The 14,982-nt window shown below is 53.1% G+C and carries 13 protein-coding genes; 11 read left to right on the plus strand and 2 right to left on the minus strand.

Going from position 1 to position 14,982, the window contains the following annotated elements; all coding sequences use genetic code 11:
- The 10 genes from ACK4S7_RS11595 to ACK4S7_RS11640 form a co-directional block, all read left to right on the plus strand.
- The coding region (locus ACK4S7_RS11595) for a pilus assembly protein TadG-related protein (RefSeq protein WP_409646958.1) at positions 1 to 1,110 on the plus strand (1,110 nt) is incomplete at its 5' end.
- Between the two features lie 2 nt (positions 1,111 to 1,112).
- Positions 1,113 to 1,607, plus strand: coding sequence for a TadE/TadG family type IV pilus assembly protein (locus tag ACK4S7_RS11600; RefSeq protein ID WP_409646961.1), 495 nt, complete (start codon positions 1,113 to 1,115; stop codon positions 1,605 to 1,607).
- A 2-nt stretch (positions 1,608 to 1,609) separates the two neighbouring features.
- Positions 1,610 to 2,236 carry a TadE/TadG family type IV pilus assembly protein gene (locus tag ACK4S7_RS11605; protein WP_409646963.1) on the plus strand — a complete coding sequence of 209 codons (627 nt, stop codon included), beginning with the start codon at positions 1,610 to 1,612 and terminating at the stop codon, positions 2,234 to 2,236.
- Between the two features lie 11 nt (positions 2,237 to 2,247).
- Entirely contained in the window at positions 2,248 to 3,435 is a 1,188-nt protein-coding gene (locus ACK4S7_RS11610) for a CpaE family protein (protein WP_409646966.1), read from the plus strand.
- Between the two features lie 3 nt (positions 3,436 to 3,438).
- Positions 3,439 to 4,794, plus strand: a complete 1,356-nt coding sequence (locus ACK4S7_RS11615; protein WP_409646969.1) for a CpaF family protein — start codon at positions 3,439 to 3,441, stop codon at positions 4,792 to 4,794.
- Positions 4,794 to 5,795: a type II secretion system F family protein gene (locus ACK4S7_RS11620; RefSeq protein ID WP_409646971.1), complete on the plus strand. Its 1,002-nt coding sequence runs from the start codon at positions 4,794 to 4,796 to the stop codon at positions 5,793 to 5,795. The genes ACK4S7_RS11615 and ACK4S7_RS11620 overlap by 1 nt, the downstream gene beginning before the upstream one ends.
- Before the next feature lie 31 nt (positions 5,796 to 5,826).
- Positions 5,827 to 6,771 (plus strand): type II secretion system F family protein, encoded by a 945-nt coding sequence (locus ACK4S7_RS11625; protein WP_409646973.1) that lies wholly within the window; start codon positions 5,827 to 5,829, stop codon positions 6,769 to 6,771.
- 4 nt (positions 6,772 to 6,775) lie between these two features.
- Positions 6,776 to 7,810 carry a tetratricopeptide repeat protein gene (locus ACK4S7_RS11630; RefSeq protein ID WP_409646975.1) on the plus strand — a complete coding sequence of 345 codons (1,035 nt, stop codon included), beginning with the start codon at positions 6,776 to 6,778 and terminating at the stop codon, positions 7,808 to 7,810.
- A gap of 7 nt (positions 7,811 to 7,817) precedes the next feature.
- Entirely contained in the window at positions 7,818 to 8,660 is an 843-nt protein-coding gene (locus tag ACK4S7_RS11635) for a tetratricopeptide repeat protein (protein ID WP_409646978.1), read from the plus strand.
- The gene (locus ACK4S7_RS11640) at positions 8,660 to 9,142 is read left to right on the plus strand and encodes a prepilin peptidase (RefSeq protein WP_409646989.1); all 483 of its coding nucleotides are present in this window, start codon (positions 8,660 to 8,662) and stop codon (positions 9,140 to 9,142) included. The genes ACK4S7_RS11635 and ACK4S7_RS11640 overlap by 1 nt, the downstream gene beginning before the upstream one ends.
- Here ACK4S7_RS11640 and ACK4S7_RS11645 read toward each other — a convergent pair whose 3' ends face one another.
- The gene (locus tag ACK4S7_RS11645; protein WP_409646980.1) at positions 9,143 to 9,787 is read right to left on the minus strand and encodes a response regulator; all 645 of its coding nucleotides are present in this window, start codon (positions 9,785 to 9,787) and stop codon (positions 9,143 to 9,145) included.
- Positions 9,780 to 11,483: a sensor histidine kinase gene (locus ACK4S7_RS11650; protein WP_409646983.1), complete on the minus strand. Its 1,704-nt coding sequence runs from the start codon at positions 11,481 to 11,483 to the stop codon at positions 9,780 to 9,782. Before ACK4S7_RS11650 ends, ACK4S7_RS11645 begins: the two co-directional genes overlap by 8 nt.
- A gap of 372 nt (positions 11,484 to 11,855) precedes the next feature.
- Between ACK4S7_RS11650 and ACK4S7_RS11655 the strand changes: the two genes are divergently transcribed.
- A partial coding sequence (locus tag ACK4S7_RS11655) for a beta strand repeat-containing protein (RefSeq protein WP_409646986.1) occupies positions 11,856 to 14,982 on the plus strand: 3,127 nt, incomplete at its 3' end.

Below are 14,982 nucleotides of genomic sequence, written 5' to 3' on the forward strand. Positions count from 1 at the left end.
TTTGGCTTAATAGCCGTCGGAGGCCTCGCTTTTGATTATGCGCGCATGGCAACACTCGATACCGAATTACAAAACGCGGCGGATCAGGCCGCACTTGCGGGGGTAACGCAATTGGACGGTCTGCCGGGTGCACGCGCTCGTGCCACAACCGCCGCGCAAACCTTGGTCTCGAATATTACCCGTCTTTCCAATGACGGTGTTGGCCGCGCAATTGCAGTCCCGACGGTCGAATTTTTTACTGATGCTAACACGCCTGCCACATCGGATGCGGATGCAGATCGCGTTCGCGTTACGGTTGCACCCAGGAGCGTAAATTATGCTTTAACTCCGGTGGTCGGATTATTAAGCTCCGGTAATTTGAACGGCATCGCGCTTGCTGGTCTTGAAACCTCAATTTGCAACGTCCCACCGCTTTATATGGCGTTTGATCCCGCGAGCGAGGACTTATCGAACCTTAAGCCCGGTACGGGTGTGCTCTTATTGGGCGCAGAGGGCGCAAGCCAGTTTGGCTACCTTGACAATGGCAAAGGCGGAGGAAAGGCTGTCCAAGAGGCAATGGCTTGGGACGACCAAGAAGGAAAGTGCCAGCGGACCGCATCTGTATCTATCCAAACGGGTGTCATCGCCGCAGTGGAGAAAGGGTTTAACACACGGTTTGGAGGCGGCGGCAACTGCCCCAATGGCGGCACTTGCTCTGCCGCAGCGGTCAACACGCAATATCCCCGCGATTCATGCCATGCGAATGGTAACGACCCAATCACACCCGTAGCACCCTGCACTACGGTGATAGGCAATGGTCTCTGGCCAAGTCAGAATGTGAGCACGAGCGAAACCCGTTACCAACGATATAAAGCCGCTGTTGGTTCAAATTATGTGATCGGGGACGATCGCCGCCGTTTGACCGTTGCCGTCATCCCTTATGGTGCATTTGGAAGCGGGAGTTCGGGAACGCCTGTCACACCTACGAAATGGCTCGACGTGTTTATAACCGAACAAATCACAGGAAACGGTAATTCAACGAAAGACCCTTTGCGGTTTTACGTCGAGATCATCGGCGAGAGCACCCCAGCCACTTCGGGGCGTCGTGACGTTCCATATCTGCTGGAGTGATCATGAAAAATGTCCATTCCTTGATAGCTTGTAAAAAAGGGGCTGCTGCTGCTGAAATGGCGTTGGTGACGCCTTTGCTGATCATCATCATGTTCGGCATATTTGAGGCGGGCAATTTCTTTTGGAATCAGCATATTGTGTCGACTGCTGTTCGCGATGGTGCACGTTTCGCTGCCCGTAACCCGTTGTCCGAATTTGCCGGTTGTGTGCCGAGCGCTTCTGTCGTGACCGCGACACGGAATGTGACACGAACTGGTCGTGTTGCGGGTGGAACGCCCCGGATCGCCGACTGGACCGATGGTACCACTACCATCACGGTGACCAGTCCTTGCAACAGTACGACAACAAGCGGTATTTACGTGAATTATCCGGCGGGCGCTCCGGTGGTAAACGTGACAGCTACAGTCACTTACAATGCTTTATTCAACAATCTTGGCTTTACGACAACCAACTTGTCGATGGAAGCCAACGCCCAAGCTGCGGTGATGGGGTTCTAATAATGAACCAGCTATTTCATCTCTTTCGACGTATCAGCGGAGACAGAACCGCGGCGAGCGCAGCGGAGTTCGCGCTGGTCTTGCCGCTCTTGTTGCTGTTTATTTTTGGCATTATCGACGTTGGCCGGTTGATGTGGGAATGGAACCAAGCGGAAAAGGCCACCCAAATGGGTGTCCGTTTTGCTGCTGTGACGGATGTCGTGCCTTCAGGGCTGGTAAGCTACGACTTTACAACCATTTCTGGTGTTGTGCAGGGGGCTCCCGTCAGCTTGGCGCTATTTCCTGGTGTGAGCTGCACCGGCACAGCCACCACCGCCGCTTGCACCTGCAAGGGAACATGCGGTTTTCCACTGACTGCAAATGCGACAGCCTTTAATAACATCGTAACTCGAATGGCCCGAATTGAGAGCCGCATCACGCCAGCCAATGTCGTGATCGACTATGATTACTCTGGCTTAGGCTTTGCCGGCAACCCATATGGTCCCGATGTGGCCCCGACTGTTACAGTTCGCATCCGGGATATGGAATTTGAGTCGTTGGTAGGCCGGCTTTTTGGTAGCACATTGGATAAAGAGGGTTTTGCATCTTCGCTGACCCTCGAGGACGGCACCGGTTCGGTGTCAAATTAGGTAATATGAACATGGGCTTTTCTGAACAACTTTTAGGTAAACCGGAGGACTGGGTTTTGGATCTCGATCGGCATTCTGTGCTCATGGTAATGTCGGAGGCCGAGATGGCAGCGGCGCAGCTGGATGCTGTAGACGCTGGTGCATTACCAATACTTCTGAAAACGCTGCCTGCAGATGCCGAGATACCTCCTTCGGCGCTTTCGAGCGCAAGCGTTTTGGTGCTTGAGGTTTCGCCTGCGAGCAATGCCTCGCTGGAACGCTTGTCAGCGGTCCGCGCGCTGTACCCCGAACTGCCAGTTATTGCCGCTGTACGTGATGCGAATTTGCCGTTGGTGCGCGCGTTGTTGAAACAGGGTGTGCGAGATGTAGTCGGGCTGCCGTTGCCGCATGCTGAACTCGTCGAGATATTGCGGGAAATTTCTACGGAGTTGCGTGCAAAACCGTCTTCCGAAGTAGCCCTTGGCCAGCTTGTCACCATCATGAAAAGCATTGGCGGTGTCGGTGCGACTACTATCGCAACGCATCTGGGAAGCGAGCTTGCGGCGCGCAATACTGGCCGCGGTGTATGTGTCTTTGATCTCGACCTGCAATTTGGCGATGCGGCGTCTTATCTGGGACTATCAAGCGAGCTTTCGATATCGGATTTGCTAGAGGCCGGTTCGCGAATTGACGGTGATTTGCTGCGTTCTGTTGCCACCACGACCGAGGGCGGGCTACATGTTATTGCAGCGCCAGTCGACATGATGCCGATTGAGGCCGTCAATGCCGATCAGATTTTGCGGATAATCGACGTTGCACGCCAACAATATGACTATGTTGTTCTTGATCTGCCTACCAATTGGACCAATTGGGCCTTATCGCTTGTTGCGCGCTCCACCGCAATTTTCCTCATAGTTGAACTCTCAGTGGGCAGTCTTCGACAGGCGAAACGGCAGCTTCAACTGCTCGATAGCCAGGGGATCAACGGATCGCACGTGCATGTGGTGGCCAACCGCGTGGAAAAACGCATGTTCCGCGCGATTGATCTCGATTCAGCATCATTGGCTCTCGGGCATCCAGTTGAATTAAGCATTCACAATGACCACCCGCTGGTGCGTGCGGCGCACGACCAGGGCGTATTGATCCAGCAAATTCGCGCCAAGAGCAAAATTATCGGCGATATCACCGCCTTTCTTCCGCGTCTTGGTGTGGAGGTTTAAGTCATGTGGCAAATTCGCAAAGGCGATGATGGCGGAATACCAAAAGCGGTGGGATCCGACATCGCCAATGACGTCCAGAGTGACACGCTCGATTATATTAACCTGAAGGTTGAACTCCATCGCCGGTTGCTCGATCTGATCAACCTGTCAGCTTTAGAAAAGATGACCCGGCCCCAGATCGAAACCGAAATTGGCGAATTGGTGCACGAACAGTTGGCGCTGCAAAAGCATGCACTGAACCAGGAGGAGCGCAAGCGCCTCGTCGCCGACATATTGGATGAGCTTCTTGGTCTCGGGCCGCTTGAGCCGCTGCTTCAGGATCCATCAATCACCGATATTCTGGTGAATGGTCACGACATCGTATTTGTTGAGCGAAGCGGCGTGCTGGAACGGGTTGAAACGCGTTTCAAGGATGAGCGCCATTTGCTTCGCATCGTTCAAAAAATCGTAAGCGCGGTGGGAAGGCGGGTGGATGAATCATCGCCCTTTGTTGATGCCCGGTTGCCCGATGGCTCTCGCGTGAACGCAATCGTGCCGCCACTGGCGGTTGATGGCTCGCTGCTGTCCATTCGTAAATTTGCCAAGACTCCCATTAGCATGGCAAAGCTTGCCGAATATGGAAGCGTACCGACGGCTATTGCTGAGGTTCTTAAGGGAATTGTTCAGGCACGACGCAATGTTCTGATTTCAGGAGGTACCGGGTCGGGTAAAACAACGCTTTTGAACGCTATGTCGTCTTTCATAGATGAGCGCGAGCGCGTTGTCACGATTGAGGATTCGGCTGAACTCCAGCTACAACAAACCCACGTTGCGCGACTTGAAACCCGCCCGCCCAACATAGAAGGCAAAGGTGAGATAGGCCAGCGAGAACTCGTGAAAAACGCGCTTCGCATGCGACCTGACCGGATCATTGTTGGTGAAGTCCGTGCAGGCGAGGCTTTTGATATGTTGCAGGCTATGAACACGGGCCACGATGGTTCGATGACAACGGTGCATGCCAATACGGCGCGCGATGCGCTCTCGCGTCTTGAACAGATGATCGGGATGAGCGGCATTGATATTTCGCCCCGCTCGGCACGTGCACAAATTGCTTCGGCGCTCCACGTAGTTGTTCAAATAGGTCGTCTTTCTGACGGCCGTCGTCGACTGCTCAGCCTATCCGAAATCGTGGGAATGGAGGGAGAGGTTGTCACTATGCAGGAGATTTTCCGCTTCAAGATGATGGGCCGCGATGAGAACAACCAAGTAATCGGACATTTTGAGGCAACCGGCATCCGGCCCAAAATGATGGACGAATTGTCAGCGCATGGCGTTAACCTTTCGTCGGATCTGTTCCGTCCCGACAGGGTGATAGCCTGATGAACCCGACCATCACCAGGCTGATCATCCTCATCCTCGTCTTCGTGGCTGTGTTTCTGCTTGCCGAACTTGCAATTTCGGCATGGCGCCGCCGGTCGACTGGGACCCGTGCGATTAACAAACGACTGCGGATGATTGAAGGCGGAATGGACCGCGAAATTGTCACGTCGAAGCTACGTAAATCGCAACCGCTCGAATTTGCACGCGGCAATGGAATAATTGGTAAGACCCTGCAAAACATTCAAAAGGCGGTCATTGCCAGCGGTGTCGCGATGCCGGCACATCAAATGATGCTGGCGATGGCCCTCGGTTCTGCACTGGTTACCGTTATTGTGATTATTGGGGCTGCAATTGCTGGATATACGATAAATTTCGGTAGTATCCAGTTGGCTCTTGTTGTGGGGCTCTCGATTGGCCTCGGAATTCCGCTAATCGTTTTGTCGCGTATGGCTTCAAAGCGGCGCCAGAAAATGCAGGAACAATTCCCCGTTGCGTTGGACATATTTATTCGAGGTTTGCGGTCTGGACACCCTGTTTCGTCGGCGCTGGATCTGCTCACCAAGGAAATGGAAGATCCGTTAGGTTCTGAATTTGGCCTTGTTCTGGATGAAGTGGCATATGGCGCGGATTTGCGTGACGCACTTCAATCCATGGCAGACAGGTGGGGGCTCGAGGACATTCAAATGTTTGTCGTGTCTTTGTCGGTGCAGAACGAAACGGGCGGCAACCTTGCGGAGATCCTTGCTAATCTTGCATCTGTCATCCGTGAACGGGCGAGCATGTATATGAAAGTTCGGGCGCTGAGTTCTGAAGGTCGAATGACAGCGCTTGTATTGACTGCGCTACCCGTCATGACAATTTCAGGTTTGTTCCTGCTAAACCCGTCATTCTATCTCGACGTAGCGCAAGATCCCATTTTCGTTCCCGGTTTCCTTGGATTGGTCGTTCTGTATTTCATTGGCTTTTTCACCATACGACGCATGATAGATTTGAAGGTTTGATATGCTAGGAGGACTGACACTTAACGGACCATTGAGGCTTGCACTCCTCGCGCTCATTTTCATCATTGTGATGGCCATGGTTATGCTGATGTCAAACGCGCTTGCACGGCGTGCAGCTACCCGGGCGCGACTGAACGAGGTGCGTGGCGAGCGGCTACGGTTAACGGATTCAGCAAGCCTTCGCGGCGATACGATGGCCAAGGGTTGGCATAAGTTGACCGAGATCATCGAAAAATCAGGAATCTCGCTGGTCGACACGCAAGGCGAAACCTTGCGTGCACGCTTGATTGCAGCCGGCTATAATTCGCCGCTCGCACCTAAGTTGTTTACGGCTATTCGACTTGGGATGCTTGTGTTGTTACCTGCAATTTTGGTTGGCTTGATATTTCTTGGTGGGACAGAGATTTCTCCGTTCAAGCTCTATTTATTCGGTGTCGGTCTGGCGGTGTTCGGGCTGTATGCGCCGAACCTCTTCATCTCAGCTAAAGCCGACCGCAGGCGTGAAGCAATCGTCAATGGCTTTCCCGACAGTCTGGATTTGATGCTTGTGTGCGTTGAAGCCGGGCTTGGAATGGAAGCAGCATTTGACCGGGTGGGACGTGAAATGCAGCATTCGCACCCGTTGGTCGCGCAAATGCTGTCTATTGTGACGCTTGAATTGCGGGCAGGTTCCAGCCGGGAAGAGGCTTTGCGCAACATGGCGAGCCGGACTCAGGTCACTGAAATTCGATCCTTCTCCACCTTGCTTATCCAGTCTGATAAACTGGGATCAAGCATAGGTGAAACATTGCGGGTCTATGCATCGGAAATGCGGGAAAAACGGCGGATGCGTGCAGAGGAAAAGGCGCATCGATTGCCTGTTCTGCTATCGGTCCCGCTGGTCGCATGTATGCTTCCTGTGATGATTGGTGTTTTAATGCTGCCGGCGATTATTCGTGTGATCCGCGAAATGTTGCCAGCAATGAGTGGGGGATAAAGAAATGCGTAGCTCTGTTACGAAATGCACCTTGGCGGGATGCGCCACCTTCATGGTAGCTGGTTGCGCAACGCAGCAAAACATTGCGCCTCAATATCGGCTTTCGGAACCCTCGGCAAATGTTGTTGAGGGCTCATCAATGTTGCAGCGGGGCAGGGCACAATTGGACGCTGGCCTTGATGCTTTGGCAATTGAGTCATTTCGGGCGGAAATTCGCTTTAATCCCGGCAGTGTGGACGCATATAACGGGCTGGGTGTCGCTTATGGCCGGATTGGGCGAAACGATCTTGCCCAGCGTTATTTCGAAATAGCGCTTGCACAGGATCCATTGAATTCGAAAATCCAGTCTAATCTCGCTAAGTTACCGGGGAATGCAGAACTGCAAAATAGGCAAGCCACTGCGTTGCCGTCGGCGATGCATGATCCAGTCGCGGTTACGGCGGATTCAAGCGATGCGCTTAATGATTCACTTGTTGTCGATCGGCATTTGCCAGCATTGGCAGAGGTGCAATTGGCTCCTCAGCCGCGCAGCGAAACCCCGCCCGTTGAGATTTTGGATAAACGCGGTGTATTGTCGGCCCGCTTTGCAGTGGCCTATGCAGCAGCAACGGTGCAGTCAGCTACACGCCCTGTATTGCAGTCCGTGGCTCAGCCAAAGCCTGTGAGACCGCCGGTGCTTCCTATGGAACGCCGCTCGCCTTACTTGCAGTCGGAAATTCGGCTTGGTGCTCGATTGGAACGGGTGTCCTTGAACGAGGTACGCTTGATCACCCATGCCATCGACAATTCACCTTCCCGTCAGGCTGCCCATGATTTTGAAAGTTTCGGCGAACGGATCGCGCTCTGGTTGCCAGAATACATGTCGGCTGAACAAGCTGCGAGCCGTTATCGTGGCGACGAGAGGCTTGTCATTATGGCCGCTGTCGAGCGCGCCATAGCCAACAAAAAAGTAGCAAATGTAACTGACAGTTTAGGGCCAGAGGCACCGCGGTTTGCCTATATCTTCTTTGACGGTAGCGATGGCGTAGCTGGCACTTGACGCCAACATGAAACATTACGGTTACGGTTTATTGCTGTTACTCAGTACTGCCCCTGTGCTTGCCGCACAGCCTGCTGACTCGCCTTTGAATGCTCCAACGCTCTACTTGCAGCAAGTTGATAAAGCCATTCGCGAAGGGAGACTCACACAAGCTGAACAAATGATTGGCTTGCTCGAACAATTAGGCCCGGGTGCATTTGCGGACGATCTTGCTTTGTTAAAGGCAGAGCATGCTATCGCCCGGATGGACGTTGCTTCCGCCGGCACGGCATTGGCGGGAATCCGTAATTTGGAGAGAAATGTCTGCCGTGTTTACGCCGCGAAAGGATGGGTGGCCGCGAACCAGCAGGCCCTTGACGAGGCCATCGTTGCGCTGGCGAAAGCCACAACGGATTGCCCCGATGACGCCGGAGCCTGGAACCTTCTTGGCCTTGCGTTTATCGGGAAAGGGGAAACATCTGCAGCAAAAGAGGCATTTGAACAGGCCCTTGCTCTGGAACCGGATAATGCACATGTGATCAATAACCACGCTCTGGCTATCCTGCAGGATGGTGCAGTAGACGCCGCACTTCGTCAACTTGACCGTGCTGTCACACGAAGCCCGCAAGACGGCATGATCCGTACTAACAGGAATTTTGTCGCTGGCATGGCCGGCTTGTCTCCCGAACGGGCACAAAACGAAAATGACGCCGATTGGAGCGCCAAATTGGTGCAATTTGCAAGAGGCGCCAAGGCGGCCGCACTTGGCATTCAGGCAACGGCCCTTTTTTCGCGCGCCATACTTACACTTGATCGGTTTGACGAAACAATATGGACCGAACTTAACCCAACAGTCGAGAACCCCCGTTGATGAGCATGTTCTATGTTTTTGCCGTTATTTGGATAAGCACGCTGATCATTGCGGCCGTTTCAGATCTGCGCGCATACCGCATCCCCAATATCCTGCCCGGAATTCTAATACTGCTTTTCGGCGTGATGCAGTTCGTCGATTCCAGTGCTGAGATACCGTGGGAAAACCTAGCCCATTTCGGCGCGACATTGATTGTAGGCATGTTCCTTTTCAGCAGGGGATGGATTGGCGGTGGTGATGCAAAGCTTTATGCAGCCACTGCATTATGGTTTGCGGCAAACGGCGCTGCGGCATTGCTGTTTTTCACCACGATTGCCGGAGCTTTACTTGCCCTTTCGTTCATCGTCGCACGACTGACTGGCCTACGCAAAAATATTCCAAAGGAAGACCGCCGCATACCCTATGGCGTTGCTATCGCAGCGGGTGGCGTTATCACAGCAGCTTTTTTAGGCTGGTCAGCGGTATTCGCAAATCTAACCTGATTATGCGCTCGTTTTCACTGACCGCATGCCTTCGCGTTTCACAATCAGTTCGGCGCGCGATGCGACGCCGAGCTTGCGGTACACACTGTTGAGATGGATCTTTACCGTGCCCTCGGTCAGGCTGCAGCGATCGGCAATCTGGCGGTTGCGTAACCCTAGGCACACAAGCTCGACAATTTCCATCTCTCTTTTTGTTAGCAGATCGTCAGACCGAACGGCCCGGCTTGGCTTATCAACCGAATATTGCAGGGCAGGTTCAGTAACCCCGCGCTCGAACCATTTGCCCCCGGCCAATATGGTAGTCATGCCCTTGATAATGACTTCGGGGTCGCTGTCTTTCAAGGCGATGCCCTTTATCCCAAGGCGCATAGCTTCAATGGTCTGTTCAGGATCGATATGGACTGTCAAAAACATAGCCGGGACATGTGGATAGTGTAATCTCATATGGCGCAATACACGTAATCCGCCGCCGCCATGCATAGTTACATCAAGCATTGCGAGGTCCGGGCGCGAGGCATCCATTTTTGCGATCGCCTCGTCTACGGACAAAGCGGTATCCACCTCGTAATCGTGGGTGGCTTCCAAATATTGGCTAAATCCGTGTAAGAAAAATGGATGATCATCAACTACAAGAATGCTAGTCATTCTCTATCTGCTGCATGGGAATACGGATCGATAACAGCGTTCCTTTCCCAAGCCCCTCCGCATATGCTTCACCATTTACGAGTCTTAATCGGTCGCGTAGTGAAGCTGATTTCAACGTTAATGCAGATTTTTCAAATATCTGCGCCCCCTTTAGCGGTTGGCTCAAATCCGTCACCGCCATCATAAGCGCATCTTGCTTGAGCGATAGCGTCACTGTCAAGGATTTGCTTTTGGCATGGCGCACAGCATTGGTGATGACTTCGCGTAACAAGTGTTCGATGTTGAACGACGATTCGGCATCGACAGGGATCGCAGGTTCTTCTGATTTAAGTTTCACGTCTATCCCCCACTGCAGGGAAATCGTGCGTACACAGATATCCATTTGGGATACCAGATTGACTGTGTGGTCCGCGGTTTCGCTGTTTTCAAGAAAGCCGCGTAACCGCGACTGTTCAAGTGTTACAATATCGATGGCCTTGCGGATTTCCAGCTCTACTGGCTTCGTGGCGACATCTTCTCGTTTTGCAAGCAGCAACAGCCGCATCCTTAAAGCCGCCAGACTTTGTAACACCCCGTCATGCAGGTCGCGACGCGCAACGTCATGTGCGTCCGCGATGAAGTTCCGCTGGGCCTGGGCGACTTTGCCCAAATATTCCGTCATCTCGATAGTTTTTCGGCTGATCAATGACGTTTCGGCAATAATGATGGCATCGATGGGCCTGTTGATTGCGCAAATTAAACCCCCACGTGCGCGGTCTATCTGCATCGGTTGAACTAAAGCTGCCTTTAAGCCTGCACGATGAAGCAGATGGGCAATTCGCGTTTCATTTTCGTCAAACGGGCGGTGGTAGCCTGTGTCGTGAGAAACTATTCTGTTCATTTCTATATCAAAAAGAAGACCACTGGCCGGCAAAAGGCGAAGCGCAGCGACCAGCTCTTCTCTGTCTTGTTCACGTTCCCAAATTGGCAAGTTGTGATGATAATATTGGTTTGCGCTGTACTTCGCTGGAGCCTGCATCACGCAGGCTGCTTTTTGGGGAGCAAATAACGCGGAGCACGCGCTGGTCCATGCCTGCAAATCAAATTCGAATGATTTCTCTAAAGAAAGTGTCCTTAGAGAGGAAAAGTCGTCGATGAAACTTTCGAGATGATTGCTGCGATTGGTCCAAATGACGATCATGAACGTCAACAGCAAAAGCAGTGCTCCGTGCAGAGCGTCCGAAACCCCGGACGTAGTGGCGACGGCGGGCACAAACGCGCCAAGAAACGGTAATACAAAATCACGCAGAAGAAACGTTCCCAACCATACTGCATAGCCGCCAAAAATCCATCTCAGGTGCACACGTAGGTTCACAGCAATGATGCTTATGAATATCGCAAAGATTATCGTCGCGCCCTCCGCTCCCCTCATCAGAATAACAGATGCAAGAGTAAGGATTGCATCGCCAATGAGGACAATGCGTATCAGGCTAGGCTGAAGCGCCTGACCGCTGAAGGCCAGCAACGCGGTAGCGACGGTCCACCCGAGCCAAGCGTAGAAATGAGAAAGCAGTGCGTCAGGTTGACCAAAATTCTTATAACTTGCTGAAAACAATATATAAAAGATAGTACAAAGCAATATCCGCGCAATCGGCCAAATAGACAGCAACACGCTTGTGGGTATTTTATCCAGTAACTGTCTGATTTTTGTCACCAAATTCTCCCCCCGAACCGGCTGTATAACGATTAATGTATTACTTCAGATATATTTTTGAAATAAAGTGGTTAAATTTTTTTAAGATTCTTGCCAATCGATTGCAGTGGTGATTACTGATCAGATAACGAATCAGCTTCACCATTCTAGGGTCGCCCACTGGAATGGCAAACCTGACAGCTCACAGAGTTGAGCGCAGGTTTGCGTCAAGTAGGAAAAGGGCTTTTTGGCCATTGTAAGAACCCGGCGCAAGCATTTGCCTGGCGTAGACACATAATTTTGCGCGGAATTCCGTGCACCAGGCTCGGTTCTGAGTGGTCAATATCGCGTCGTACCCGCTTGGTACTGTCGCCACATTTTGCATAGGAACGTACGATGGACTTCAAAAACAGCGATATCGCAAGCGGTTCGGTAGCCAACAGTCTTAACGGCTCGGATACCTCAGTTTCGTTAGACGGGGTTGCCTTGGTTCAGATGGCTCTTCAAGCCGGAAACATCATGCCGCTATCCGCAGATGGGCAGCTCGTTTTACCTGCAGGTGTTGGGATTGATGACCTTAAGGTCGTCGGTCGAGACCTAATCATCGAGCTGCCGGACGGCACGCAGATGATTGTCCCCGACGGAGCCGTGTTCATTCCTCAAATCGTTGTTGATGGGGTGGCGGTTCCGCCGCTTAACATTGCTGCGCTTCTAATAGGTCAAGAACCCCAACCCGCTGCGGGTCTTCCACAAAGTTCGGGTGGCAATTTTGCAGATGCAGTAGGCGATATCGGTGATCCGTTTGCCCTGGGTGATCTTTTACCACCGACGGCACTGGCTTTTCCGGAGCCTGAATTGCGTGAAGTTGTTCCGGCTCTCGTCGACAGGGATCCCGACGTGGTTATTCAGGATGGCGGACCAGCTGGGCGCGATGTCGTCGACAACGTAAGCGAGGCCGGTTTGCCCGGAACCCGGATAAACGGCAATGTAGAAGCGCCCGGTTCTGCCGCAGGAAGCGGTTCTGACTCCACCACAGGAACGATTCTTGTTACATCACCAGATGGCATAGCCTCTATCACCATTAACGGCGTAATTGTCACGGGCGTAGCTGGCCAACAGATCACCACGCCGCGTGGCGTCCTGACGCTCGGCGCGCTAAATGGTGACCAGATTGGCTATACCTATCGGCTGACTGATAATACGTCGGGCGACGCCACGACCGACGTTTTTACCGTAACAGTAACCGATCCTGACGGTGATGTGGCTAGCGCACGTTTGACGATCAACATTGCAGATGACAGCCCGACAGCACGTAACGACACAGACAGCGTGGCTGGCGGAACCTTTGGGCCCGAGCTTGGCAACATATTGTCGGGCGCTGGCACCACTAGCGGAGCAGCAGGCGCAGACACTTTAGGTGCCGACGGCGCCACCATTTCAGGCATCCGAGCCGGGGTCTCCGGCGCTTTTGCAGCTGTTGGCACCACAATTAACGGCCAATATGGAACACTGACGCTCGGTGCGAATGGCAATTACACATATGTGCGTAACGTCAATACGCCCGGCGGCGTGACAGATGTATTTTCATATCAGTTAACTGATGGCGATGGGGACGCATCAACAGCGACTTTGACGATTAACATCGGGGACGCTCCCAACCGGATTACCTTCATTCCCGAGATCGGTGATGGTACGACTGTACGCGAACCGCATCTGCCAGCACGTGACGGTGAGCCAGCAGGTTCCCAGTTTGATGGTAATACTGAAGCAACCAGTGGAACAATCACCTTTGCTTCCCCTGACGGCGTGGGCAGCGTGACTGTGTCTGGCGTTGTATTGACCCCAGGTGCTTTGCCGCAACAGGTGTCGTCGAACGCGACAGGCACGCTGGTCATCACAGGGTACAACTATAACCCTGTCACTGGCATCGGCAGCATCACTTATGTTTATACGCTGAACGATAATACGCTTAATTCAAATGGTGAATCGTTAAGCTTTCCTGTTGTGGTTACCGACCTCGATGGCGACGTCGCAAGTGACAACCTTACAATCAACATCGTTGATGATGCGCCACTTGCCGCCAATGATAGCGGCACGCAGCAGGTTGAAAATGCGGCTGTTGCCGTTAACGTTTTCGTTAACGATACTCCAGGCGCCGACGGTGTTAATCTGGCGAATGGCGTGGCGGTCGTAGCAGGCTCGCTCACAGGGGCAGGCAGCCTTGCATATAATAATAACGGTAGCTTCACCTACACGCCCGCGCCGGGCGAGGAGGGTGTCATTACCTTTCAGTATACCATCACCGATGGCGACGGAGACACCTCCACCGCAACCGTCACGATAACGCTGCTTGAGGACTCCACCCCACGGATAGAAGTCGCAGGCGGCAACCTCGTGAGTGAGGCAGGCCTTCCTGCTGGATCGGACGCCGCCGCCAATAGCGAGACTACAAGCGGCACGTTTGCCATATCCACCGGTGGCGATACATTGGTATCACTCGTCATTAACGGCGTGAATGTGACAGCGGGCGGGACCGTTGTTGGTGCGACCGGCACGTTGACGGTATCGGTCTCGGGTGGCGCCTATAGCTACAGCTATACGTTGACTGACAACACCTCGGGCGACACTACAACTGACAAATTCAATGTTGTTGTTACCGATAGTGATGGTGACAGCGCGAACGATACGCTTGTCATTGCTATTCAGGACGATGTGCCGACTGCGGTGAATGACACGGACATTGTCGCGGGCGGCAGCAATGCACCTGCAACGGGCAACGTTATCACCGACATCGAAATGGATGGTGGCAAAGACACAGCGGGGGCCGACGGGGTTTTTGTTACTGCGATCACGGGCGTCGGCGTCGGCACCGTTGGTGGCGCAACGAATGGTACATATGGCATTCTCACGCTCAATGCCGATGGCAGCTACAGCTATACACGCAACGACGGCACGCCCGGCAACGTGCAGGATGTTTTTACCTATACAATCACGGACGCAGACGGTGACACCTCGACCGCCACATTGACGATCTCGATACAGGATGATCGACCCTTCGTCGGTCCAAATGCCGCTGTATTGCTTGACGACGATGCACTGTTCGGCGGCATTCCCGGCGGAACTGGCGATGACGTGGATGCAGCCAACACCACCGGCACCTTATCGGGCAGCGGCGGTGATGGGGCACTTACCTTTGCCTATCAACTAACAGGCGCGCCCGCAGGCTTCAGTTATGTAGCAGGGCCAGGCGGTTCGGTTCTGGTCAAGCAAGGCGCGATAACAGTTTTGACTGTAACACTAGATACCGCCACGGGAGCTTATACCGTGACTCAAAATGCGCCCATTATTCATGCAGCGGGCGCTAATGAAAATAATGTGCCGTTCACGCTCAATTACACCGTGACGGATGTTGACGGCGATTCAGCCGATGGCTCTTTAGAAATTAACGTTGATGATGATACGCCATTCGTTACCTCGGCTGGCGCGGTTCCGACGTTGACCGTTGACGAGACTGTGCTTGCGA

The organism is Sphingorhabdus sp. (assembly GCF_046292425.1).
GTDB lineage: Bacteria > Pseudomonadota > Alphaproteobacteria > Sphingomonadales > Sphingomonadaceae > Sphingorhabdus_B.